19 protein-coding genes and 1 pseudogene are annotated in these 23,229 nt (G+C 66.7%); 5 read left to right on the top strand and 15 right to left on the bottom strand.

Going from position 1 to position 23,229, the window contains the following annotated elements:
* Nucleotides 1-9: 9 nt before the first annotated feature.
* Entirely contained in the window at nt 10-1,410 is a 1,401-nt protein-coding gene (locus AC3FNH_RS16100) for a dihydrolipoyl dehydrogenase (protein WP_488720737.1), read from the bottom strand.
* Between the two features lie 143 nt (nt 1,411-1,553).
* Nucleotides 1,554-2,285 (bottom strand): glutathione peroxidase, encoded by a 732-nt coding sequence (locus AC3FNH_RS16095; RefSeq protein WP_488720736.1) that lies wholly within the window; start codon nt 2,283-2,285, stop codon nt 1,554-1,556.
* A 252-nt stretch (nt 2,286-2,537) separates the two neighbouring features.
* Between AC3FNH_RS16095 and AC3FNH_RS16090 the strand changes: the two genes are divergently transcribed.
* A complete protein-coding gene (locus tag AC3FNH_RS16090) occupies nt 2,538-4,286 on the top strand; it encodes a dipeptidase (RefSeq protein WP_488720735.1) in 1,749 nt (582 codons plus the stop codon).
* Nucleotides 4,287-4,372: 86 nt separating this feature from the next.
* A pseudogene (locus tag AC3FNH_RS16085) lies at nt 4,373-4,519 on the top strand (LysR family transcriptional regulator); the annotation flags it as partial.
* Nucleotides 4,520-4,613: 94 nt separating this feature from the next.
* Here the strand turns inward: AC3FNH_RS16085 and AC3FNH_RS16080 are convergent.
* The gene (locus AC3FNH_RS16080; protein WP_276101756.1) at nt 4,614-6,344 is read right to left on the bottom strand and encodes an FAD-dependent oxidoreductase; all 1,731 of its coding nucleotides are present in this window, start codon (nt 6,342-6,344) and stop codon (nt 4,614-4,616) included.
* A 211-nt stretch (nt 6,345-6,555) separates the two neighbouring features.
* On the opposite strand from AC3FNH_RS16080, the gene AC3FNH_RS16075 reads away from it, so the two are divergent.
* On the top strand, nt 6,556-7,260 hold the full coding sequence (locus AC3FNH_RS16075; protein WP_276101757.1) for a YceH family protein: 705 nt from the start codon (nt 6,556-6,558) through the stop codon (nt 7,258-7,260).
* 227 nt (nt 7,261-7,487) lie between these two features.
* On the opposite strand, the gene AC3FNH_RS16070 is transcribed toward AC3FNH_RS16075, so the two are convergent.
* From AC3FNH_RS16070 to AC3FNH_RS16040, 7 genes are all read right to left on the bottom strand, one after another.
* Nucleotides 7,488-8,489 carry a Bug family tripartite tricarboxylate transporter substrate binding protein gene (locus AC3FNH_RS16070; protein WP_488720734.1) on the bottom strand — a complete coding sequence of 334 codons (1,002 nt, stop codon included), beginning with the start codon at nt 8,487-8,489 and terminating at the stop codon, nt 7,488-7,490.
* 58 nt (nt 8,490-8,547) lie between these two features.
* The gene (locus AC3FNH_RS16065) at nt 8,548-9,417 is read right to left on the bottom strand and encodes an amidohydrolase family protein (protein WP_488720733.1); all 870 of its coding nucleotides are present in this window, start codon (nt 9,415-9,417) and stop codon (nt 8,548-8,550) included.
* Complete coding sequence (locus AC3FNH_RS16060; protein ID WP_488720782.1) at nt 9,414-10,337, bottom strand: SMP-30/gluconolactonase/LRE family protein; 924 nt, start codon at nt 10,335-10,337, stop codon at nt 9,414-9,416. The genes AC3FNH_RS16065 and AC3FNH_RS16060 overlap by 4 nt, the downstream gene beginning before the upstream one ends.
* Nucleotides 10,338-10,361: 24 nt before the next feature.
* The gene (locus AC3FNH_RS16055; RefSeq protein ID WP_488720732.1) at nt 10,362-11,333 is read right to left on the bottom strand and encodes a Bug family tripartite tricarboxylate transporter substrate binding protein; all 972 of its coding nucleotides are present in this window, start codon (nt 11,331-11,333) and stop codon (nt 10,362-10,364) included.
* 79 nt (nt 11,334-11,412) lie between these two features.
* Nucleotides 11,413-12,345 carry a hydroxyacid dehydrogenase gene (locus AC3FNH_RS16050; protein WP_488720731.1) on the bottom strand — a complete coding sequence of 311 codons (933 nt, stop codon included), beginning with the start codon at nt 12,343-12,345 and terminating at the stop codon, nt 11,413-11,415.
* Nucleotides 12,346-12,350: 5 nt separating this feature from the next.
* A complete protein-coding gene (locus tag AC3FNH_RS16045; protein WP_488720730.1) occupies nt 12,351-13,046 on the bottom strand; it encodes an RraA family protein in 696 nt (231 codons plus the stop codon).
* 48 nt (nt 13,047-13,094) lie between these two features.
* The gene (locus tag AC3FNH_RS16040) at nt 13,095-14,057 is read right to left on the bottom strand and encodes a tripartite tricarboxylate transporter substrate binding protein (protein ID WP_488720729.1); all 963 of its coding nucleotides are present in this window, start codon (nt 14,055-14,057) and stop codon (nt 13,095-13,097) included.
* Nucleotides 14,058-14,218: 161 nt separating this feature from the next.
* Here AC3FNH_RS16040 and AC3FNH_RS16035 point away from each other — a divergent pair, with 161 nt between their 5' ends.
* Both AC3FNH_RS16035 and AC3FNH_RS16030 read left to right on the top strand, forming a co-directional pair.
* Nucleotides 14,219-14,947: an IclR family transcriptional regulator gene (locus tag AC3FNH_RS16035; RefSeq protein ID WP_276101764.1), complete on the top strand. Its 729-nt coding sequence runs from the start codon at nt 14,219-14,221 to the stop codon at nt 14,945-14,947.
* Nucleotides 14,948-15,308: 361 nt separating this feature from the next.
* Nucleotides 15,309-16,247 carry a patatin-like phospholipase family protein gene (locus AC3FNH_RS16030; protein WP_276101765.1) on the top strand — a complete coding sequence of 313 codons (939 nt, stop codon included), beginning with the start codon at nt 15,309-15,311 and terminating at the stop codon, nt 16,245-16,247.
* Between the two features lie 11 nt (nt 16,248-16,258).
* On the opposite strand, the gene AC3FNH_RS16025 is transcribed toward AC3FNH_RS16030, so the two are convergent.
* Genes AC3FNH_RS16025 through AC3FNH_RS16005 form a run of 5 tightly spaced genes read right to left on the bottom strand, consistent with a single transcriptional unit; the run spans nt 16,259 to nt 23,181 of the window.
* Nucleotides 16,259-17,257, bottom strand: a complete 999-nt coding sequence (locus AC3FNH_RS16025) for a tripartite tricarboxylate transporter substrate binding protein (RefSeq protein ID WP_488720728.1) — start codon at nt 17,255-17,257, stop codon at nt 16,259-16,261.
* A 51-nt stretch (nt 17,258-17,308) separates the two neighbouring features.
* Nucleotides 17,309-19,108, bottom strand: coding sequence for an acyclic terpene utilization AtuA family protein (locus tag AC3FNH_RS16020; RefSeq protein WP_488720727.1), 1,800 nt, complete (start codon nt 19,106-19,108; stop codon nt 17,309-17,311).
* Nucleotides 19,105-21,105 carry an acetyl/propionyl/methylcrotonyl-CoA carboxylase subunit alpha gene (locus AC3FNH_RS16015; protein ID WP_488720726.1) on the bottom strand — a complete coding sequence of 667 codons (2,001 nt, stop codon included), beginning with the start codon at nt 21,103-21,105 and terminating at the stop codon, nt 19,105-19,107. The genes AC3FNH_RS16020 and AC3FNH_RS16015 overlap by 4 nt, the downstream gene beginning before the upstream one ends.
* Nucleotides 21,106-21,134: 29 nt before the next feature.
* Nucleotides 21,135-21,986 carry an enoyl-CoA hydratase/isomerase family protein gene (locus AC3FNH_RS16010; protein ID WP_488720725.1) on the bottom strand — a complete coding sequence of 284 codons (852 nt, stop codon included), beginning with the start codon at nt 21,984-21,986 and terminating at the stop codon, nt 21,135-21,137.
* A gap of 34 nt (nt 21,987-22,020) precedes the next feature.
* Nucleotides 22,021-23,181 (bottom strand): acyl-CoA dehydrogenase family protein, encoded by a 1,161-nt coding sequence (locus AC3FNH_RS16005; protein WP_488720724.1) that lies wholly within the window; start codon nt 23,179-23,181, stop codon nt 22,021-22,023.
* Nucleotides 23,182-23,229: the final 48 nt, after the last annotated feature.

The raw sequence follows: 23,229 nt of genomic DNA, 5'->3' as shown, positions 1-23,229 counted from the left end.
CCGATCGCTTCAGGCCTCGAGCTTTGCCGCAGCGTCGCGCAAGGCCGTACGCAGCCCCTCTTCCACCACCGGATGGTAGAACGGCATGGTCAGCATCTGCGCAATGGTCAGGCCCTGCTGGTAAGACCACGCCAGCAGGTGCGCGATATTCTCCGCGCGCGGACCGGTCCATTCGGCGCCCAGGAAGCGGCCCGTCGCCTTGTCGGCATACACATGCATCAGGCCGCGGTTCTTCAGCATGACGCGGCTGCGCCCCTGGTCCTCGAAGCTGACCTCGCCGGTGACGAAACTGCCTTCGGCCAGGTCGGCAAAGCGCTGGCCGACCATGGCGATCTGCGGGTCCGAGAACACCACCGCGATGGGCGCGCGGCGCGCGAGCGGCTTCACCTGCGGATACGCGGCAGCGTTCTCGCCGGCCGCCTTGCCTTCATCGGCGGCTTCATGCAAGAGCGGCAGGATGTTGTTGGCATCGCCGGCAATGAACACCGGCGATGCGCCGCACTGCAGCGTGGCCGGGTCGAACACCGGCACGCCGCGCCCATCGAGTTCCAGGCCGGTGTTCTCCAGCCCCAGGCCGCGCACATTGGGCTCGCGGCCGGTCGCGGCCAGCACGTAGTCGAAGGTCTCCGTGACGGACTTTCCGTCGCCGTCGGTGTAGGTGATGCGGGCCAGGTCGCCATCGCGCGCCATGTCCGTGACATTGGCTGCGGTATCGAGGAAGAACTCCTTGCGGAAGGTCTCGTCCGCATAGCTGCGCACGACCGGGTCGGTCAGCGGGCCCAGCGAGCCCCGCACGCCGAATACGCGGACCCGCACGCCAAGGCGCGACAGCGCCTGGCCCAGCTCCAGTCCGATCACGCCGGGGCCGAACACGACCACGCTGCGCGGCAGGTCGTCCCAGGCAAACACGTCGTCGTTGACGATCAGGCGATCGCCGAACACCTTGAACGGTGCCGGCACCACCGGACGCGAACCGGTGGCAATCACCACACGGCTGGCACGCACGGTGACGTCGCCATCGGCGGCAGCCACCTCCAGCGTGGTGTTGTCGATGAAGCGCGCATAGCCTCGGACGCGGTCCGCCTCGGGGATCGTCTCCACGCCGCGTACGACGAAGCCGACAAAGCGGTCGCGTTCGCTGCGCACGCGGGCCATGACCTCGCGGCCGTCGATGCGGATATTTCCATCCACGTGTACGCCGAACGGGGCCGTGTGGCGCAGCTCGTGCGCGGCTTCGGCGGCGGCGATCAGCAGCTTGGACGGCATGCAGCCCACGCGGGCGCAGGTGGTGCCATACGGGCCGCCTTCGATGATCACGGCGCGCTTTCCGGCCGCGATGGCGGCGCGGTAGGCAGCGAGGCCGGCGGTGCCTGCTCCGATGACGGCGACGTCGGTCTGGATGGTCTTCATGGTGTACGGTTCCTTCCCTTCAGTGATGGTTCGAGATCGATCTGGCATCAATCGGCGGACTGGATGGCGCCACGCGGACAGCGAGGCGCCATCGGGTCCGGCGACTGCCGGACCGCGCAATGGCGGTCTTGAGCTACGCGGAATTACTGGCCCAGGTACTGCTCGAGCGCGGCGGCGCCGCCGACCAGCTTGCCGTTGATGAACACCTGCGGCGCGGTCATTTCACCGGACACGGCGCCCAGCACCCTGCCGCGCACCTTGTTGTCCAGCGGCACCTCGATGTATTCGTAGCCGGCATCCGAGAGTTGCTGCTTGGCCTTGGCGCAGAACGAGCAGCCCACCTTCGAGAACACCACCACCTGGTCCGGACGCTTGGCGCCGGGGGCAATGTGGTTCAGCATGGTGTCGGCGTCGGAGACCTTGAACGGGTCGCCCGGCTCTTCCGGCTCGATGAACATCTTCTCGACCACGCCGTCGCGGACCAGCATCGAATAGCGCCAGCTGCGCTTGCCGAAGCCCAGGTCGGCCTTGTCCACCAGCATGCCCATGCCTTCGGTGAACTCGCCGTTGCCGTCGGGGATCATGGTGATGTTCCCGGACTCCTGGTCCTTGGCCCACTCGTTCATCACGAAGGTGTCGTTGACCGACACGCACAGGATCGCGTCCACGCCCTGCTTCGCGAACGCCGGTGCCAGTTCGTTGTAGCGCGGCAGGTGGGTCGACGAACAGGTCGGCGTGAAGGCGCCGGGCAACGAGAACACGACGACGGTCTTGCCGTCGAACAGTTCGCCGGTGGTCACGGTCTTCCACTCGTTGTCCTGGCGGATACGGAAAGCGACATTGGGAACGCGTTGGCCTTCACGGGATTGCAGCATCGGGATCACTCCTTGGTTTCGGTGGTTGCTGCGTGCAGCAGCGATGAACCACATTCTGTCGATCCGGATGTGATTTGTACAATTCATCATTTAAACCATTTCGATTAGCAATTACTATCGAATGGTGGTCAGGCTCTCCTTCCGGACGGTCATAAAGCGTCTCAAAGATCACCCTTAATCTACAACGCAAGCCAAAAGTGCCCTATCATGCTGCCATCTCCCGATATCACTCGGAATCACCCATAGGCGCCGATGACCCGCCCTGTCTCTCTTAGCTCCCGCCGCCACGGCCGGTTGGTCTCCCTGCTTGTGTTGTCGCTGGCACTGGCCTGCCCGGCCGCCGCCGAAACGCTGCGCAAGCCCGCCCTCGACATGCTGATCGCCGCCCACAAGTCCGGTGCGCCAGGGAGCCTGGAAACGTTCCTGGCCAACGCGGCCAGGGCCGAGCCCACTGTGGCGCCCGCCGTGGCCGCGTGGCAGGCGGGAACGCCGCTCAGTGGCGACAACCTCGTCAACATGGGCCGCCTGCTTGGCGTCTATAACCGGTTGCACAACGAGGCGGCAGTCATTGACGTCCTTGGCAAGATGGTCGCGCTGCGCACCGTTCGCGATGAAAAGATCCCGCAGCACGAGAACCCCGCCATCATCGAATTCGGCAAGCTCGTCGAAGGCAAGGCGAAGTCCTTCGGGCTGGTCTACCGCAATATCGACAACCGCGTGTTCGAAGTCACGCTGCCGGGCACCGGCCTGGACACCTTCGGCATCCTGACCCATGCGGACGTGGTGCCCGCGGTCGCCGACGAATGGGTGCTGGAGGATGGCACGAAACTCGATCCGTTTGCCGTCACGCGCGTGGGCGGCTACCTGTACGGGCGCGGCACCATCGACGACAAGGGCTCGATTGCGGCGGCGCTCTACGCCATGAAGACCGTCAAGGAAAGCGGCATTGCGCTGGAGCGCAGCCTGCGCCTGATGATCGAGACCACCGAGGAAACCGGTGGCGACGGCATGAAGTACTACCGCGAACACAACGCGCTGCCGGACTACAACATCGTGCTCGACAGCAAGTACCCGGCCGTGGTGGCGGAGAAGGGCGCGGGCGCGCTGCGCGTCAAGTTCCCGGCGCTTGGCACGAACACCAAGCGGCCGGCCATCGTGAGCATGCGCGGCGCGGCATCGGCCAGTACCGTGCCCGAGACTGCCGTCGCGCGCATCGCCGGCGGCGATCCGGCATCCGTCATGGCGGCGCTCGAAGGCGCCCGCGCGGCCTTCATCCGCAAGTACACGCCGCAGGGCGGGAAATTCGCGATCGACGTCAGGCGTGACGGCAACGACGTCGAGGTCAAGGTAACCGGCGTATCGGCGCACGGATCGCGCCCCGAAGAAGGCGTCAACCCGCTGCCCAGGCTCGCGCTGTTCCTGCAGTCATCCGGCCTCCAGCTCGCCGACAACCAGTACGTGCGCGCCGCGCGCTATATCGGCGACCTGTATGGCGTGGGCTATCTCGGCGAGAAGATGGGGCTGGCCTATCGCGATCCGTTCATGGGCCCGCTGACGATGTCGCCAACCCAGGTCCGCGAGCTGGGCGATTTCGTCGAGGTCACCACCAATGTGCGCATGCCGCGCGGCAGCACGCCGGAGGCGCTCAGCGGCAAGGCCGTGCAGCGCATCTACAAGTGGGCGGCGTCCTCGGGTTCCACGGTCGAGATCAAGTACGACCAGGACAACTGGATGGCGCGCGAGTCCAAGGGTGCCTGGATTTCCACCTTGCTAAACATCTTCGGCGAAACCACCGGTCTGGAGGCCAAGCCCGTGGCCACGGCCGGCAGCACGACTGCCAAGCTGCTGCCCAATGCCATCAACTTCGGGCCGGCGATGCCGGGCAAGAAATACACCGCCCACAACGCGAAGGAGTACAAGGAAATCATCGACCTGGACCTGGATCTGCAGATGTTCACGGAGATGATGGTGCGGATCGGGAATCTCGGAAAGATGCAGTAGGCGCAGGCCGGATGCCGGCAGCAGCGGGATAGCCATTGTCGCCTTTTGCCGCTGTCCCAGGCTGTGCAGCCAGTTCCCGGGTCGGGGAACGCCTTGGCGTGCGCCTGACCCAGCGCTCGACGCGACGCTTCGCCGTCACCGGGATCGGGCGCATCTACTACGAGCACTGCAAGGCCATGCTGGTACAGGCGGAGGCCGCGCAGGAAGCCATCGAGGTCACGCGCGCCGAGCCGGTCAGGATGCTGATCGACCACCTGGCCGACCGCTTTGGACACATGGACGAGGAGTAAGAGTAGCTGCGGCCGTCTGCATGGGCAGGCGAGCCGTTCAGGCCGCCTGCGTTGCCGGCAGCCCGGCCAGGTAGCTGTGGATCTGCGCGACCACGGCTGCGCCCTCGCCTACCGCCGCGGCCACGCGCTTGGTCGAACCCGAACGCACATCGCCAATCGCGAACACGCCCGGCACGCTGGTCTGCAAGGGATATGGCACCGCCGAAGCGCAGCCCAGCGTGCCCCCACCCGTGCGCACGAAGCCTTTGTCGTCGGTCTCCACATGGCAGGTACGCAGCCACGACGCATTCGGGTCGGCGCCGATGAACAGGAACAGGTGGCGCACCGGCAATGAAACCAGCGCGTCGCTCTCCGCGGGCGCGTGATAGCTCACGCCGGAAAGCCAGCCGTCGCCGTGCAGCGCACGGATTTCCGCATGGCTGTGAAGCTGTACGTTGGGCAGCCCTTCGATCCGGTCGATCAGGTAGCGCGACATGGTGGCGGCCAGCCCCGGGCCGCGCACCAGCATATGCACCTGCGCCGCATGCGTCGCCAGGTAGACCGCGGCCTGCCCCGCCGAATTGCCGCCGCCCACGAGCATGACAGGCTCGTTCCGGCACAGCTTGGCTTCCACGGGCGAGGCCCAGTAGTACACCCCGCATCCCTCGAAGCGTTCCAGCGCTGGAATCGCCGGCCGCCGGTATTGGGCCCCAGTGGCGATCACCACGGTGTGGGTGGGGATCATGCGGCCATCGGCCAGTTCCAGGCGGATCGGGTCCGCGCCGCATTGCAGTGCCTTTACTTCGAGCGGAATGGCAATATGGGCGCCGAACTTGAGCGCCTGCACAAACGCTCGCCCGGCCAGCGCCTGGCCCGAAATGCCGGTGGGAAAGCCAAGGTAGTTTTCGATCCGCGCACTGGCACCGGCCTGCCCGCCCGGCGAGCGGCAATCGATCACCGCCACCGACAGGCCTTCCGACGCGGCATAGACGGCCGTGGCCAGGCCGGCGGGACCCGCCCCCACCACGATCACGTCATACACGTGCGCCGGGTCGAATTCGGGCAGCAGCCCGAGGCAGGAGGCAAGCTGTCCCTCGTCGGGCGCGCGCAGCACGCGGCCGTCCGGGCAGATCACGAGTGGGAAATCCGAGGCCGGCGCGTTGGCGAACTCGCTCAGGCAGGAGCAGTCGCGCTCGGTGTCCATGTCGATCACCGTATAAGGGTGACCATTGCGGCGCAGGAAGGCCTGCAGCGCCAGCAGCAGCGGCTCCGTGCCGTGTCCGACCAGCACCGGGCCGCTGCCGGACTCGATCAGCCCGACGCGGCGCAGGATCAGTGCGCGCATGATGCGCTCGCCCAGCTCGGCCTCCGCCACCAGCAGCGCGCGCAGCCGGTCGGGCGGAATGACAAACCCCTCGGAATCCGTCAGCGCGCGGCCGTCCACCAGCGACGGGCGCCCGGTCAGGGTGCCGACTTCGGCCGAGAACATGCCCGGCCCGAGATCGGTGACCAGGTGCTCGCGCCCGAGCCCATCGCGGCGAATGATCCGGATACAGCCGCTCACCACCACGCACATGCCCCGACCCACCTGCCCGACCGAAAACAGCTGCTCGCCCGCGCTCCAGCGTTGCGGCTCGCCGAAGCGGCGCATCCGCACGACCTCATCGGCACTCAGCGTCGGGAACATCTGGTGCGCCCGGGTTTCCAGCGTGGAATATGGCGCGTCGAGGCTGGCTGCCGCTTCCGTGCCCTGCCCTTCAACGCCCGCCGTCAGTTCCGCCTGCGCCATTGCTTGCCTCCGGTCATCAAGAAGGGATGTGTCGGTTGCTTCGCACACCCGTAGCTGCCCGCCATCACACCTCATCGATAGTAGTCTGCGGCGACACGAATGCGAGGGAGAGGCCGCGCGGCGGCCAAAGGCAGTTGCGCATTGGGCCAGCTTGCGCTTGAATGTCCGCCTTGCCGGCTCCGGCCCAATACAACTCGACACGAACCTCCTGATGAGCTCCACGTCCGAATCCCCTTCGCGCCCGCCAATCCGCACCCTGACGCCGATCGAAGGACGCGTGCTCGGCGTACTGCTGGAAAAGCAGCACACCGTGCCCGACACCTACCCGCTCTCGCTCAACGCGCTGACCGCGGGCTGCAACCAGAAGACGGCCCGTTCGCCGGTCATGAACGTTACGGAAGCGGAAGTGGTGGTGGCCATCGACGGCCTGAAAGGCCTGAGCCTGGTATTTGAAGGCAGCAGCAGTCGCGTGCCGCGCTTTGAACACAATATGGGCCGCGTGCTGGGCGTGCCATCGCAATCCGCGGCGCTGCTCGCCATGCTGCTCCTGCGCGGGCCGCAGACCGCGGCCGAACTGCGCCTGAACACGGTGCGCCTGCATGCCTTCGCGGATGTCTCGTCGGTCGAAGCCTTCCTTGACGAGCTGGCGGAACACGAGCCGCCATATGTCGTGAGGCTGCCCCGCGCTCCGGGCGAGCGCGAGCATCGCTGGATGCACCTGCTTGGCGGTGAAATCAGCGTGGAAAGCCTTGCGGCGAGCGCGCCAGGCGCTAGCGAAGAGTCCGTCTCGCCGTCTGAACTGGAGCGGCTGCGCGCCGAGCAGCGCGAGCTTGCCAACCGGGTCCAAAGGCTGGAGGCGCTGGTCGAGCACATGGCCAGCCAGCTCGGCATCGACCCGGATGCGCTGACCAGCTGACCATGGATAGTCCGGGCCGCGGGGGCCTGGCCCCGGCAATCGCAGGGGCTTAGCCGACGAACTCAGCGGTCCGAACTGCGGGGTCACGTAGCTGCCGTATTCATCCTTTGCCGCGATACGACCGTAGGTCGCTTCAAAGGTCAGGCAGCTTGTCGGTTAATTGCGCAATTGCGCAATTGGGGCACCCAGGCCCGGGATGCCTCGATGAGGGACGAACCGAACACCGCTTACTCCAGCGTGATATTGGCGGCCTTGGCCACGCGGCTCCACTTGGCGATGTCAGCCCTCTGGACCTCGGTCAACTTCTCGGGCGGACCACCCACGATCCTGATGCCGAGCTTTCCTAGCTGCGCCTTGACCTCCGGGTCCTGCAACGCACGATTGATCTCGGCATTCAGCCGCCGCACGATGGCGGGCGGTGTGCCCGCGGGTGCGAATACGCCCTGCCATTGCTCGGCCTCGAAATTCGGCACGCCCGCCTCGGCCATTGTCGGCACATCCGGCAGGCTCGGCACGCGCGCAGCCGTGGCTACCGCCAGCGCACGCAGCTTGCCGGCCTTTACATGCGGCAGGATCGGCGCCGTAGGTGCAAACATGAAATCGACATGGCCGGCCATCACGTCCTGGATCGCCGGAACATCGCCCTTGTAGGGCACGTGGGTCATCCGCACGCCCTGCTGCTCCTTGAGCAGTTCGGCGGACATCTGCAGGATGGTGCCGCTTCCACCCGACGCGTAGCTGACGGCGTCGGGCTTGCGCTTTGCGGCCGCGATCAGGTCGCTGACGTTCTGATAGGAGCTGTTCGGCCCGACGATCAGCACACTCGGGATCGTTCCATACAGCGCCACCGGCGTGAACGCCTTTACAGCGTCATACGGCAGCTTCGGGTTCAGCGCCGGATTGATCGCGTGCGATGCGGTGGACGCGCCCAGCAGCGTGTAGCCATCTGGCGCGGAGCGCGCGACGAATGCCGAGCCAATGGCACCCGTGGCACCAGGGCGGTTCTCCACGACGATGGTCGTATGGAGCGCCTGTCCGACTTTCTGTGCGATCAGTCGCGCCAGGATGTCGGTCGTGCCGCCCGCCGGATATGGCACGATGTAGTTGATCACCTTGTTGGGCCAGTCCGTCTGTGCACGCGCGGTCGTTGCGCACAGCGATGCGGCGGCGATGAGCGCGACGGCACAGAACGTTTGCATGCGCATCGGCTGGAACAGCTTGTGGAACATATCTTTGTCTCCAATACTTTCTTGCTATCTGAATTGGCCGCACTCTGGCCGACCGAAGTCATGCAGGTTTGGCGTCGGGGAACCCGTAGAGCACCTGCGGATTGCTGACCAGCACGCGCTGGGCGGCGGCCTCTATCGAATCGCACCAACGCAAGAACGTTTGCAGCACCGTCCGGTCGTCGATCGGTTCCCCTCCTTTTGCATGCACGGAGGGGTGCGGCCAGTCCGATCCCCAGACCACGCGCTCTGGTGCCAGCGCCATGTAGCGCACGGCCAACGTACGCATATCGCCGTAATCCGGCGCCCCTTCGCGGGACTCAAGGTACGGCCCGGACAACTTGACCCACGCCTTGCCCGCCGACACCAGGTCGGCAATCACGCGGTATGCCGGTTCGGCTCGTGGCGTACCCAGCGGCAGATGACCGTAGTGATCGAAGACGAGCGGCACCGGCAGGCTGGCCAGTTTTCCGCCGATGTCGGGCAACCATTCCGCCGGCAAGTTGAGCTGGACATGCCATCCAAAGGCAGCGATCCGGGCGGCGAGCGTTGGCAGATCATCCAGCGTAAGCGGAGCCGGCAGCCTCAGGTTCAGGCGAATGCCGCGAATGCCTGACCGATGCAGGCGATCGAGTTCTGCATCGGTCACGCTTGCCGGGACGACCGCCACACCGCGCGCGCAGTCGCCAAACGCCGAGATGGCATCGACGGTGCTGGTGTTGTCCGTCCCGTAGGTCGACGGCGTGACGACGACGACCCGTTCAGTGCCGAGCACACGCTGAAGTTGGCGGTAGTCGTCCACTGAAGCATCGGGGGGGCGCAGCTGCGCCCCCGGCGCCACCGGATAGTGGCTGCCATAGACGTGCATGTGGCAGTCGCATGCGCCTTCGAAGCCGAGGACAGGGAGGACAGGCCTGCGCGTCGCGCTCATGCCGGTTGTCCTTCGTACACCGGCGCACCGCGTTCATCCATCTCTGCGCACAGGATCGTGCCCGTGGTGGATTCTGTCATCAGCAGCGTCTTGCCATCGACACCGCCAAAGCACAGGTTGGTCAGGGACGCCCCGCTCGGGCTGCGCAGCACTTCGACCGGCTCCGCGCGATGGTTGAGCACCCATACGTAACCCAGCCCCGGATTGGCGACCAGCAGGAAGCCGTCGGCACGCATGGCCAGCCCGTCGGGACCGCTCGGTCCGTACGACGTGAAGAACTGGCCGACCTTGCTGACCGAGCCGTCGGCCTGCAGCGGCACGCGCCACACGCAGTTGCCGCGCGTCATGGCGACGAACAGTACTTTCTCGTCGGGCGACAGCACGAGCCCGTTCGGGCTGGGGCAGTTGTCCAGCAACAGGTCAAGCTTGCCCGCCGGCGCCAGGCGATAGACGCGGCCGGAGGGGTCATGCATGCCGGTCTGCCCCTGGTCCGTGAAGTACAGGTTGCCGGCCGAATCGAATGTCAGGTCGTTGACGCCACGAAAGCGCTCGGAATTCCGGCGCTCGAGGAAAGGCGTGACCGCACCGGTCCTGGCGTCCAGCCGCATCAGCCCGTTGCGGTAGTCGGTGATCAGGAAGTCGCCGCCGGCCAGGTGCTTCATGCCGTTCGGCTCGCCGTCGTACTCGGCCACGAGTTCCCAGTCGCCCTGCAGCGATACGCGGAACACGCGGCCGTATGGAATATCGGTCACCCACAGATGGCCGTCCGCCCACACGGGGCCTTCCAGGAACGAGTCGGTTACCGCGCCACCACGGTTGGCCAGCGACCAGGCATTGTCCAAATCCCTGCGACGAAACGATTCCGGCAGCCGGGTGAGCATCTTGGCGTCACGGACGGTGGGTTGCTGAAGCAGCAGCATCATGGCTCTCCGCGAGGCATCCGGTTATTGCTTTTCAATATTGGCCTTCATTGCAACGGTAGCCCACTGCGCGGTTTCTCGCTGGATCAGTTGTGCAAACGCGGGACTGTCCAGATTGCCCGGCTGCGCACCCATCTGCGCCAGGAATTCCTTCATGTCGGGCGCCTGGAGGGCCCTCTGGATTTCAGCCTGCAGACGAGCGACGACCTCCTTGGGCGTGCCCTTCGGCGCGGCCAGACCCGACCAGTTGAACAGGCTGAAAGCCGGTACGCCCGCTTCGGCAAATGTCGGCACGCTCGGGAACACACCGACGCGGCTCTTGCCGCTGATGGCCAGCAGGCGCATCTGATTGCCCTTCACCGACGCCAGTGCGGTCGGCGTGGAGACCACCAGCAGATCGACGCTGCCGCCCAGCAGCCCAACCATGGCTTCGCCGGCGCCCTTGTACGGCACGTGCATCAGCTTGATACCGGCCGCTTGCTGAAAGGCCTCGGCGGCAAAGTGCGGCGAGCTGCCGGGGCCGCCCGTGCCGAACGTCACTTCACCGGGATGCGCCTTGGCGTAGCTCACCAGCGAGGCCAGGTCCTTGAAGCGCGAATCGGCCTTGACCCCTAGCACGACCGGCGAGAATGCGAATGGCGCGATGGGAACCAGCGCGCTCTGGTGATCCCAGTTCAGCTTCTTGAACACATAAGGCAGCGTCGCGTACGAGTTGTCGTTCGCCAGCAGCGTGTAGCCGTCAGCCGCTGCGTTGACCACTTGCGTGGTACCGATGGTGCCCGACGCACCCGGCTTGTTCTCGACGACAAAGCTCTGCCCCATCTGCACGGTAAGCTTCTGCGCGATCTTGCGCGTCACCACATCGACGGCGCCGCCGGGCGGGTTGGGCACGACGATGCGGACGGGCTTGTCGGGATAGGCCGCGAACGCGGGTAGCGTGCCAGCGCCCAGCAGCGTCGCGACGGCGGCAAACAGAGGGATTGCGCGATGAAACATCGTTGTCTCCTGCTGTCGCGGTGGTTGCCTGGGCCAGACCACCAGGTCGGACCAGCCCCGCGACGATCGTTATCTCAATTCAAGCGGGCGCCGCAGCACCCTGCAGCACCGCGATCACGTTCTTCGCCGCGCCCACGCCCATGTTCACGTAGGCCGCGTCGCTGACGCCACCGATGTGCGGCGACAGGATCAGGTTGGGCACCTGCTGGAACGGATGCGGCACGGGCATCGGTTCGACCGCAAAGCTGTCCAGCCCCGCGGCGTACAGCTTGCCGTTCTGCAACGCCTCAACGAGCGCTGGTTCATCGATCAGGCCGCCACGCGCGGTGTTGACCAGGATGGCGCCGTCCTTGAACGTGGCGAGCGTTTCGCGGTTCAGCATGCCGCGGTTCTCGTCGGTCAGCGGGCAATGCAGCGACACGACATCCGACTCGCGGAACAGTTGCGCCAGATCGACCAGCGTGACGCCTTCGGGTACCGTCTTCGCAAACGGATCGAAAGCGATCACGTGCATGCCCAGTGCCACACCGGTCATCGCCGCCCGACGCCCAATCTCGCCGAGGCCGACGACGCCCAGCGTGCGGCCGTTCAGCTCGATGGTCTTGTGCGTCGACTTATCCCAATGGCCGCCGCGCATGCGGTCGTTCAGGTGAGGCACGGCCTTCGCGCACGCCAGGATGAGCGCCCAGGCGTGCTCGGCCACGGCTGCGGCGTTGGCGCCAACCGCGGCTTTCACCGCGATGCCACGCTCGGCCGCGGCCTTCTGGTCGATCACGTCGATGCCGCTGCCATGCTTGGAGATGACCCTCAGCGACGGTGCGGCGTCCATCACGCTGGGGCCGACCTTGCCGTAGCGCACGATGATGGCGACAGGGTCCTTTGCCTTCGCCATGGCCACCACCGTGTCTTCGCTGCACTGCCTGCCCGCGAAGCACACTTCGAAGTCCTGGAGCAGTTCAAGCGCCTGCGGTGCAAGGTCATTGCCCGTGACCAGCAGAGCGGGTTTCTTCACGGCATTCACAGCGTTTCACCCTCGGCCAGCACACCGGCGGCGCGCAGCTCCTTGTCCAGCCAGCCCGGGCGCAGGTCGCCACCCTTGATGGCGGCAATGCGCTTGGCTTCCGCATCCACCTTCTTTTGCGCCAGGTCGAGGATCGCGGGCACCTCTTCACGCGGAATCACCACCACGCCGTCGGCATCGCCCACGATCAGGTCGCCCGGGTTGACCGCGACGCCAGCCACCGACGCCGGCCAGTTCACCAGGCCGCCGATCGCCTTGGTCGGGCCGCACGGATTGGTGCCCGCTGAAAACACCGGAAACGCGCCGCCGGCCAGCTCGTGCGAATCGCGCACGGCGGCATCGATCACGAAACCCGCCACGCCGGATGCCTGGGCCTGCGTCGCCATGATTTCGCCGCACAGCGCGGCGGTCTGGTCGCCCTTGCCGTCGACGACGATCACATCGCCTGGCTTGGCCAGCGCCAGGCCGACGTGGAACATCAGGTTATCGCCGGGACGCACTTCCACGGTCAGCGCGGGGCCGACCACCTTCATCGACGGTGACAGCCCTTGCACGCGTGCATTCAGCGTGCCGCGACGGCCCACGACGTCCGCGAGGATGGCGGCCTGGAACTTCGATGCACGCTCCACCAGTTCAGGAGAGACGCGCTCGAAATCGCGACGTATCGCGGGGGATGCTTTGGGGGTGCTCATGTACGACTCCAGATATGACGGACAAACAAAGGGGATTTACTCAAGGGGTCACTTCGTGGAAGCGATCTTCCAGAGGCTTTCGAACTTTCCGCGCTGCGTGGCCATGTGCTCGGTCCACGCAGCGCCAGACAGATAGGAGATGCCGCGCGCCTCGTTGACGGCACGGGCCAGGAATTCCGGGTCCTTCGTCGTGGCTTCGACGGCGGCCTGCAGACGCCTGGCGATGTCCGGCGGCAAGCCGCGCGGCGCCGCGAAGCCACGCTCCGACGAGATCGTGATGTCGAGCTTCTGCTCGCGTGCCGTGGGCACGCCGGCCACCACGCCCGGGCGCCGTTCATCGCCCAGTTGCGCCAGCACTTTCACGTCCTTCGAAGCGCGATCGGCCTCGGTGTATTCGGTGGTGCTCATTGCCATCACGTCGATGTGATGGCCCAGCAGGCTGGTTTTAGTCTGCGACGTTCCGGCAAAGGGAATGTGGTTGACCCTGGCGCCCGTCGCCTGCTGCAACGCCAGGGCGGCCATGTGCCCGTTCGTGCCAATGCCGTTGCTGCCCATCGACAAGCCCTCCGGGTTGGCCTTGAGCTGCTTGACCAGGTCCGCCATGGAAGCGAGCTTGCTGTCGCCCGCGACCACGAACATGGTCGGGTCATCGATCACGCGCGCCAGTGGGACGATGGCCGCGGGGTCGTACTTGGGCTTGCGCTGGATGGGGATGGTCAGGAACGACGGCGTGGACACGATGCCGATGGTGTAGCCGTCCGCCGCCGCACGCGAGAGCGCCGAATAGGCGATTTCACCCGATGCGCCGGGCTTGTTCACGACCACGATGCGGGCCTTGCCTCCGACATGCTTCTGAAGAAACGGGGCCATGGCCCGCGCCAGCAAATCGGTCCCTCCCCCTGCGGCGAACCCGACGTACACCTCGATGGGCCGGTCATCGGGCCAGGCCGCATGGGCCGACATCGCGGTCGTAGCCAGAGCCGCCAGGAGGAGGGATCGGATTGGACGCATTCGTTGTCTCCGTTTTGCGTTGTACGTTGTACAACGACGTTTCATAAATATGAGGCAACTATAGTCCGTTAAGGTCGTCGTTCCACTTGGCGTTTACCCCTGTACTCTGCAAAATGACGTTGTACACAGTACAATCATCGAAATTCGTACGAGGACAAACGATGAGTAACCATGGGGTGGCCGCAGTCGAAAAGGCGCTCGGCTTGCTGGACTGCTTCCGACTTGGCGCCGAGATTCAGTCGCTTGCGCAACTCTCCAATGCCTCCGGCATGCACAAGACGACAGTCTTCCGTCTGCTGAATTCGCTTGAGCGGATGAGCTATGTGGTGCGCACGGCCGATGGCCGCTACGCACTTGGGCCGCGCCTGCTCTATCTCGGCAAGCTTTACGAGCAGTCGTTCCAGCTCGGCTCGATCATCGAGCCCGTGCTGCAAGAGCTGGCATTGGCGACCAAGGAAAGCGCGTCGTACTACGTGCTCCACGGCGACGAGCAGCGCATGTGCCTCTATCGCGCCGAGCCCAGCGAAGGTTTGCGGGAGACGCGATTGCCCGGCACGATCCTGCCATTGGACGACACCGCAATCGGTTCCGTGCTCAAGTACTGGGGAAAGGAAGAGCAAGCGGCAAAACGCGACGAGGCGCTGCCATGGTTTACCGCTGGTGTGCGGGACCTCTACACCGCCGCTTTCGCGACACCGCTGTTCGGCGCCGGCGACAAGTTCATGGCCTCGCTCACACTATCTGGCCCCGCCACGCGTTTGCAGGCCGCGGATCGCACCGAGATCGCACGGGTGCAATTGGTCGCGGCCGCAAAGCTGTCCAGGCTTCTCGGTGCAAGTTCCGGATGGTGCGAGAAGGTCTACGGCACAGGCAATTACGTCCACGACTAAAGCATCCGCGCTGCACCGTCGTTGTCCCCCCCTGCCGAACTGACTTCTCCTGGTTCTCCGTAACTTTGGCGTCGGATCAGTGCGGCGACTTTACTGTCGTGCGGTGCATAAGGTCAGGCGTTCGCCCCACGGGCTGCAGCGACCTCGCACAAGAGGTCGCCTTAAAGGTGGAAGTACAGTCACGTCAGTTAATTGCACAATCGGCCCGGACGCGGTTTCCCGACCAGCATCCGCTAAGCAGATGCGAGCCACCTGCCGTGGGATTTTCGAGCGGCCAGTCGCGCCACCCGCTTCGGTGTCGCCTAAGCTTTGCTCAGGACGACTTCCACCAACCAGCGCGGATATGCGCCGGACCCATATCATGGAAAAAACCGCTTTCGTCTTTGCCGGCGGCGGCAGCCTGGGCGCGATCCAGGTCGGCATGCTGCGTGAACTGGTAGCGTCGGGCCTGACTCCCGACCTGGTGATCGGTGCTTCGGCCGGTGCCATCAATGGCGCCTACTTCGCCTGCAATCCCGGGCGCGATGGCGCGGCACGGCTGGAACAACTCTGGCGCGCAATCCGCCGCACGGAAATCATGCCGTGGTCATGGCGCAGCGTACTGGGCATGCTCGGCGGCAGCCGCGGCTACCTGGTGGACGCATTCGGCCTGCGTGCGCTGCTAAGCCGGAATTTCGGCGATGCACGCGTGGAAAATGCCGCGCTGCCGCTGCACGTCGTGGCCACCGACATGCAGAGCGGCGCGGAGGTCCTGCTCTCCAGTGGCGCCATTGTCGACGCGGTGCTGGCCAGTGCAGCCATTCCCGGCGTCTTCCCGCCGGTGCAGTTCGAGGGACGCACGCTGATCGATGGCGGCGTGGCGAACAACACCCCGGTTTCGACTGCGGTGCGGCTCGGCGCCACGCGCGTGATCGTGCTGCCGGCAGGCTTCACGTGTTCCGAGCGGCGCCCGCCGCGCGGGGCATTGGAGCACGCGTTTAACGCGCTCTCCCTGCTCGTCGCGCGCCAGCTCGTGCACGACCTGCAGCACTGGGGCAGCTACGCGCATATTTCTGTGGTGCCCCCGCTTTGCCCGCTCGATATCTCGCCCTATGACTACTCGCGCTGCGGCGAACTGATCGACCGCGCGGCCAGCACCACCGCGCTGTGGCTGTCGCACAACGGCCTGGAAAGCCAGAACGTGCCAGGGGCGCTTCATCCGCATACGCATACGCACGATGCGGAATCGCCGAGCTGCAGTGCCGACCTCACGCCGCCACCGCCTCCGCAGGCATCGTCCGGCACGCATCACCACTTATAGCGGCCCGGCCTTTACTCCACTTTCACGCCGCCCTTCCTTACCACCTCGCCCCAGCGCACCGACTCCTCCCTGATGAAGGCCTGGAACTGATCGGCCTTGCCGCCGACGGGGTTGATGCCGTATTCGATCAAGCGGGTCCGGACCTCCGGCTGGCGCAGCACGGCATCCATCTCCGCGGAGATCTTCGCCAGCACCGCAGGCGGCGTTTTGGCCGGCGCGATCAGGCCGATCCAGCTGCTGGCCGTCACGGACGGATAACCGGCCTCGGCCATGGTCGGCACGTCCGGCGCGGCCGGCCAGCGCGTCGGGCTGGAGATCGCCAGCGCGCGCACCTTGCCGGCCTTCACCTGCGGCATCATGGTCTGCACCGAGTCGAAGATGATGGCAACCTGCCCCGAGAACAGGTCAGGCAGGGCCGGGGAGATGCCCTTGTACGGGACATGGACCATCTTCACGCCCGTGGCCTGCGCGAACAGTTCGCCGGCCAGATGGGCACCCGAGCCGTTGCCGCTCGAAGCAAAGGTCATCTTATCCGGATGAGCCTTGCCCCAGCTCACGAGTTCCTTCACGCTGGCAGGCGGCAGTTGCGCGCTCGACACCAGCAGCAGCGGAATGCGGCCGATCAGGCTGACGCCGGTCAGGTCCCTGACCGGGTCATAGCTCATGCGCGGATACAGGCTCGGGTTGATCGCGTGCGCCGCCACCACGACCAGCAGCGAGTAGCCATCCGGCGCGGACTTGGCTACGTTGTCCGAGCCGATCATGCCATTGGCGCCGGGGCGGTTCTCCACCACCACCGGCTGGCCGATGCGCTCGGCCAGCTTCTGCATCACGAGCCGCGTGACGGCATCGGAAACGCCGCCCGGCGTGTAGGGCACGACCACGCGCACCGGATGATTCGGCCAGTTGTCGCCCTGCGCAAAGGCCGGCATCGCGCCGGCGACCAGGCCGGCGAACAGGCCAAGCCCCAGCAGCCTGCGGATGCGCCCGTTGGGCTTGTGTTGCGTCATGTCTCCTCCTTGTCGGATGGGCGCCTGTTGCCGGCGCGTCGGTTCAGTCAGTCAGTGGCCCGCATCCTGTACCCAGCCCTGCGGCACGGAAATCGGGAAATCGAGCAGCATCTGCGCGTAGCTCTTGCCAAGCGGGTCGGAGCGCAGGCTTGCGACACCGCCGCCGGCCAGCGCGCCATGCATCAGGAAGTTCAGCGCATGCAGGCCGGGCACTTCGAAACGCTCGACCTCCCCATGCACGAGGTGGGCGAAGTACGCCTGCACGGCCTGCGGCGTCATCTGTTCGCGCAGCAGCGCCAGGTACTCCGGCCGCCGCGCGATCACGCCGATGTTTTCGTCGTCGCCCTTGTCGCCACTGCGTGCGTAGGCCAGCGCGACCAGCGGGCGCTCGACGCGCGGTCCGGCGGGCAGCGGCTGCGGCACGGGCATGTCGATGGCCGCGGGCGGCCCGGCATCGCCGCTTTGCGCGGCATTGGCCAGCACGACCTCGCCACCCTCGAAACCCACGCGCATCGGCACATCGGCCTTCGGTACGAGGAAGGAAAAGACCTTGACCACCGGCTGGATGTCGACCCGCCCCGAAAACGACGAGCGTGTGCCCGCCGCCATCGACGTGCCGGCCGACGAGCATTCGCGCTGCAGGAAGCCCAGTGCCCTGGCCTGTTGATGGCGTGCGCCGATACGCAGGACCACCTCGCGCGTCGGCAGGTCGCGCGCATGAGGCCCGTACTGCGACTCACAGCCAAGCAACTCGACAATGGTCTCGCTGTAGTCCGGCAGCCCGCGCGCGGCCAGCATGTCGCGCGTGCGCTTCAGCAGCGCATCGGCCGTGCGGCGCGCCTTGGCGGGGGCATCGATGCCGCGGATCGCCATCATCAGGCTGATCTGGTAGCCGTCCTGCCAGGTCGCGTTGCCCTTGTAGTGGCTGCCCGGCGCACGGCCGCGCGCGCCCCACACGCGCACCTGGCCCGGTGCCGCCAGTTCGGTGCGCACCGCGCGGAAGTCGCAGGTGACGTCGGGCATCAGGTAGTTGGCGGGATCGCCCACCTCATACAAGACCTGCTCCGCCACGGCCGCCGGATCGACCAGCCCGCCGGTGCCTTCCGGCTTGCCGAGCATGAAGCTGCCGTCGTGCGCGCAATCGATGACCGGATAGCCCATGCGATCCCAGTCGGGCACGCGCTGCCAGTCGGTGAAGAGCCCGGCCGTGGCCTGGGCACCGCACTCGATGACATGGCCGGCCAGCGTGCCTGCCGCCAGGCGGTCCCAGTCGGTCCAGTCCCATTCGAACTCGTGGGCCAGCACGCCGACCACCACGGCGCTGTCCACGCAGCGTCCGGCGATGACGATGTCCGCGCCAAGCGCCAGCGCGCGCGCGATGGCCTGCGCGCCGGTGTAGACGTTCGCGGACCACGGCTCCGTGGTCGGCACCGGCTGGCCGTCCAGGTCCGTCAGGCCCTGCCCGCACCATTGCGCGAACTGCGCCTGCACGTCGTCGCCCGTGATCACGGCGATGCGCGGCGACAAACCCTGCTGGGCGGCTGCCTTCAGCAGAGCGTCGCGGCAGGCTTGCGGATTCAGGCCACCGGCGTTGGCGACCACACGGATGCCGCGGCGCAGGATCTCGCCAAGGTTCGGGGCCATCGCGGCGTTCACGAAGTCCGTGGCGTAGCCCAGCGCCGCATCCCTCGCGCGGGCGCGCGCCAGGATGGACATGGTGGTCTCGGCCAGGTAGTCATAGACCAGGTACTGCATGCCCGGCACTGTCAGCAGTTGCGGCGTGGCAATCGCGGAATCGCCCCAAAAGCCCGAGGCGCCGCCAATGCGGATGGTCCTGGCGGTATCGGTCATGCGGCCTCCTTGTCAGCATCCGCTTCGACACGGGCCAGCAGCGCCCCGGCGCTGGCCTGCCCGCCCGTGCGCGCCGCCAGTTCAGCCACCACGCCCGCAAACGGCGCGGCAATGATGTGCTCCATCTTCATGGCTTCCAGCACCACCAGCGGCTGGCCGGCCGCCACGCGCTCGCCTTCGGCGACGTGCACGGCCACGATGCGCGCGGTCAGCGGCGCCTGCAGCAGGCCATCGGCATCGCCGGCGTCGCGGCGGCGGCGCGGGTCATGGCGCTGGAACTTCCACGCGCGGCCGGCCTGGAACAGGTGCAGCGCATGCTTGTCCGCGGCGAACACCAGCGGGTACGCGACGCCGTCGCACTCCACCAGCGCGGTGCCGGCCTGCGGATCGGCACGCAGCACGCGCACCATGCAGGCTTCGGCCGGCGCATCGCCGTCGCGCTCGCGCAGGCTGACATGCCAGCCGTCGCCCGCGGCACGCAGCATGGCCTGCCATCCTTGCCCCGCCGCATCCAGCGCAACGCTGGCCGCTGTGCGTGCCAGCGCAGCCGGCTGGCTGCCGCCGTCCAGCACTCCTGCGACGGCCAGCGCGGCGCTCGCCGCCACGTGCCGCGGCGGCACCGTGGCCTGCAGCGCGGCCTGCATATGCGTCTCGACAAAGCCGGTGTGGACGTCGTTGCCGGCAAAGGCCGGACTTGCCAGGCAGTCGGCCAGGAACGCCTGGTTGGACGGCACGCCCAGCAGCACACAGTCTTCCACCGCGCGCAGCAGCTTGCGCCGCGCTTCTTCGCGGTCGGCGCCGTGCGCCACGAGCTTGGCCACCATCGAGTCGTAGTGGGTGGGAATCGCGCCGCCCTCTTCCAGCGCGTGATCCACGCGCACATCGCGGCCCGAAGCCGGCGGGCGCCAGCGCATCAACGGCCCGCCCTGCGGCAGGAAGCCGGCGGGCACGTCTTCGGCCGTGAGCCGGACTTCGATCGCGTGGCCCTTCAGCCGCACTTCGTCCTGCGTGACCGGCAGCGGCTCGCCAGCCGCCACGCGCAGTTGCCACTCGACCAGGTCGAAACCGGTGATCGCTTCGGTGACCGCATGCTCGACCTGCAGGCGCGTGTTCATCTCCATGAAGTAGAAATTGCCATCGCCATCGAGCAGGAACTCCATGGTGCCCGCACCGACGTAGCCGATCGAACGCGCGGCGCGCACGGCGGCGTCGCCCATGCGCGCGCGCAGCGCAGAGCCCACTGCCGGCGACGGCGCCTCTTCGATGACCTTCTGGTGCCGTCGCTGCACCGAGCAGTCGCGTTCGCCAAGGTGGATCACGTTGCCGTGGGTGTCGGCGAACACCTGGATTTCCACGTGGCGCGGCGCCATTACCGCACGCTCCAGGATCAGCTCGCCCGAGCCGAACGCGGTCTGCGCTTCGGAGCGGGCGCTGGCCAGCGCGGCGGGCAACGCCGCGGCATCGCGCACCAGCCGCATGCCGCGCCCGCCCCCGCCGGCGGCAGCCTTCACCATCATCGGGAAGCCGATCTGGCCAGCCTGGGCGAGCAGCGTGGCATCGTCCTGCGCGCTGCCCTGGTAGCCGGGCACGCACGGCATGTCGGCGGCCAGCATCAGGCGCTTGGCCTCGGCCTTGTTGCCCATGGCACGAATCGCCTGCCCCGGCGGACCGACAAAGACCAGGCCCGCGGCCACCACGGCTTCGGCGAATTCGGCGTTCTCGGCCAGGAAGCCGTAGCCGGGGTGCACGGCGTCCGCGCCGCTCCTGCGCGCGGCGTCGATGATCGCCGCGATATTCAGGTACGACTCGCGCGGTGCGGAGGGACCAATGCATACGGCGCGGTCGGCGCAGGCCACGTGCGGGCTGTGCCGGTCGGCCTCGGAATAGACTGCCACCGTGGCCAGGCCGAGGCGGCGCGCGGTACGCATGATGCGCACGGCAATCTCGCCGCGGTTGGCGACAAGCAGCGTATGGAAGGGTCGGCAGTTAGCAGACATGAGGAAATCCCGTGAATCTCTTTGAAGTCTCAGGCGATGGCCTGCGCGGCGCGCACGGTATCGGCATCAAAGCGCGCCACCCAGTTCGCGTCGCGCTTCTCGCGGAAAGCCGCCACGCCTTCGGCGCCTTCGCGCCGCATGCATTGCGCGAACAGGCGCGAGGCCTCGTCCAGCAGCGGCGAGAGTGACGAGAGTGGCTGGCCACAGCGGCCCACCAGCGTCTTGAACACGCGGTTGGCCTGCGGCCCGCAGCGGCCAATGCGCGTCAGCCATTCGGCAATCAGCGCGTCCAGCTCGGCGCTGTCGTCCGCAAGCTGGTCGACCAGACCGATGGCCACCGCCGACTGGCCACTGACCCGCTCGCCGGTCAACCCGAGCCGCCGCGCGGCCACGGCGCCCAGGCGCTGCACCACGAACGGCGCAATCTGCGCGGCGATGATGCCCAGCGTCGTCTCCGACAGCGCGAAACGCGCATCGCGCGTAGCCAGCACGATGTCCGCCGCGCACGCCAGGCCCATGCCGCCGCCCATGGCCGCGCCGTCCACGGCGGCGATCACGGGTACCGGCAGCACCGACAGGCGCTCCATGAAATAGCCGAACTGGCGGTTGCGCGTGGCGACCGGGTCTTCCTGGCTGGCGTCCGCCTGCAGGCGCGCCTGGAAATTGCCGACGTTGCCGCCGGCGCTGAAGATGCCGCCGGCGCCGCGCAGCACCAGTGCACGGATTTCAGGGTCGGACTCCGCCTGTTCCATGGCGCCGGCCAGCGCCGCCACGACTTCGGGCGCGAGCGCGTTGCGCGTGGCGGGGATGTTCAGCGTGGCGAACAGGACGCCGCCGGCGCGGCGCACGATCACGCCGTCGTTCTGCGAGGTATCTGGCATGGCAGTATGTCGTTGAGGATGGTCGGAGCTGCGCTCAGCCGCGCGACATCAGGCCCATCTGCTTGGCGATGACCTGCAGCATGACCTCGTCGGCGCCGCCGCCAATCGAACCGAGGCGGAAGTCGCGATAAGCGCGCGAGGCATGGTTGTCCCAGGTGTAGCCCATGCCGCCCTGGAACTGCATGCACCAGTCCGCGACCTCGCGCGACAGGCGCCCGGCCTTGAGCTTGGCCATCGACGCCAGCTCGGTGACCTCGCCGCCGTCGATATAGGTCTGCGTGGCCACGTAGACCAGCGCGCGCAGCGCCTCCATCTCGGTCTTGAGTTCGGCCAGCTTGAACTGGATGAACTGGTTGTCCAGCAGCGGCTTGCCGAAGGCGATGCGCTGGCGCAGGTAGTCGGCGGTTTCCTCGATCAGCGCGGTGCAGGCCAGGCGGCGCGCGGCGCCGTTCAGGCGTTCCTCCTGGAACTGCTTCATCTGGTAGATGAAGCCCATGCCCTCTTCGCCGATGCGGTTGCGCACCGGCACGCGCACTTCGTCGAAGAAGATCTGCGCGGTGTCCGAGCACCACATGCCGAACTTCTTGATCTTCTGCACTTCCACGCCCTTCGCGCGCTTGCCATCTTCCTTGAGCGGCACCACGATCAGGGACTTGTTCTTGTGCGCCGGGCCGTCGGAGGTGTTGCACAGCAGGCAGATCCAGTCGGACTGGGTGCCGTTGGTGATCCACATCTTCGAGCCGCTGATGACGTAGTCGTCGCCATCGCGGCGCGCGCGCGTCTTGAGCGAGGCCACATCGGAGCCCGCCCCCGCTTCCGATACGCCGATCGAGCACACCATGTCGCCGGAAATGGCGGGCGCCAGGAATTCGCGCTTGAGCGCATCGGAGCCGAACGCGGTCAGGGCGGGCGTGGCCATGTCGGTCTGCACGCCCACGCCCATGCCGACGCCCTGGGCGCGTGCATAGCCGAGCGCTTCGGCCGCGGCGATGGCGTAGGAGAAATCCAGGCCCAGGCCGCCATACTCGACCGGCTTGGTAATGCCCAGGAAGCCGAGGTTGCCCATCTTCTTGAACAGCTCATGCGCCGGAAAAATCTCCGCGGCTTCCCACTCGTCGACGTGCGGATCGATCTCCGCCGTCACGAAGCGGCGGATGCTGTCCATGATGTTGCGGTGGTCTTCGGTGTAAAGCATGCTGGTCTCCAGGAATTCTTGTTGGCTTGATTTCGTTGCAGTGTCGCA

The sequence above is a fragment of the Cupriavidus sp. 22TCCZM01-5 genome (genome assembly GCF_057798915.1).
This window is presented reverse-complemented; position numbering and strand designations above follow the sequence as displayed.

What these genes read in the sequence shown, in the direction of transcription:
- AC3FNH_RS16060 (WP_488720782.1), bottom strand. Translation starts at nt 10,337, where the DNA reads ATGCTGCTGCTTCAGCAACCCACCGTCCGTGACGCCAAGATGCTCACC.
- AC3FNH_RS16055 (WP_488720732.1), bottom strand. Translation starts at nt 11,333, where the DNA reads ATGTTTCATCGCGCAATCCCTCTGTTTGCCGCCGTCGCGACGCTGCTG.
- AC3FNH_RS16030 (WP_276101765.1), top strand. Translation starts at nt 15,309, where the DNA reads ATGGAAAAAACCGCTTTCGTCTTTGCCGGCGGCGGCAGCCTGGGCGCG.
- AC3FNH_RS16070 (WP_488720734.1), bottom strand. Translation starts at nt 8,489, where the DNA reads ATGTTCCACAAGCTGTTCCAGCCGATGCGCATGCAAACGTTCTGTGCC.
- AC3FNH_RS16065 (WP_488720733.1), bottom strand. Translation starts at nt 9,417, where the DNA reads ATGAGCGCGACGCGCAGGCCTGTCCTCCCTGTCCTCGGCTTCGAAGGC.
- AC3FNH_RS16025 (WP_488720728.1), bottom strand. Translation starts at nt 17,257, where the DNA reads ATGACGCAACACAAGCCCAACGGGCGCATCCGCAGGCTGCTGGGGCTT.
- AC3FNH_RS16075 (WP_276101757.1), top strand. Translation starts at nt 6,556, where the DNA reads ATGAGCTCCACGTCCGAATCCCCTTCGCGCCCGCCAATCCGCACCCTG.
- AC3FNH_RS16090 (WP_488720735.1), top strand. Translation starts at nt 2,538, where the DNA reads ATGACCCGCCCTGTCTCTCTTAGCTCCCGCCGCCACGGCCGGTTGGTC.
- AC3FNH_RS16005 (WP_488720724.1), bottom strand. Translation starts at nt 23,181, where the DNA reads ATGCTTTACACCGAAGACCACCGCAACATCATGGACAGCATCCGCCGC.
- AC3FNH_RS16015 (WP_488720726.1), bottom strand. Translation starts at nt 21,105, where the DNA reads ATGTCTGCTAACTGCCGACCCTTCCATACGCTGCTTGTCGCCAACCGC.
- AC3FNH_RS16095 (WP_488720736.1), bottom strand. Translation starts at nt 2,285, where the DNA reads ATGCTGCAATCCCGTGAAGGCCAACGCGTTCCCAATGTCGCTTTCCGT.
- AC3FNH_RS16080 (WP_276101756.1), bottom strand. Translation starts at nt 6,344, where the DNA reads ATGGCGCAGGCGGAACTGACGGCGGGCGTTGAAGGGCAGGGCACGGAA.
- AC3FNH_RS16035 (WP_276101764.1), top strand. Translation starts at nt 14,219, where the DNA reads ATGAGTAACCATGGGGTGGCCGCAGTCGAAAAGGCGCTCGGCTTGCTG.
- AC3FNH_RS16020 (WP_488720727.1), bottom strand. Translation starts at nt 19,108, where the DNA reads ATGACCGATACCGCCAGGACCATCCGCATTGGCGGCGCCTCGGGCTTT.
- AC3FNH_RS16010 (WP_488720725.1), bottom strand. Translation starts at nt 21,986, where the DNA reads ATGCCAGATACCTCGCAGAACGACGGCGTGATCGTGCGCCGCGCCGGC.
- AC3FNH_RS16045 (WP_488720730.1), bottom strand. Translation starts at nt 13,046, where the DNA reads ATGAGCACCCCCAAAGCATCCCCCGCGATACGTCGCGATTTCGAGCGC.
- AC3FNH_RS16100 (WP_488720737.1), bottom strand. Translation starts at nt 1,410, where the DNA reads ATGAAGACCATCCAGACCGACGTCGCCGTCATCGGAGCAGGCACCGCC.
- AC3FNH_RS16040 (WP_488720729.1), bottom strand. Translation starts at nt 14,057, where the DNA reads ATGCGTCCAATCCGATCCCTCCTCCTGGCGGCTCTGGCTACGACCGCG.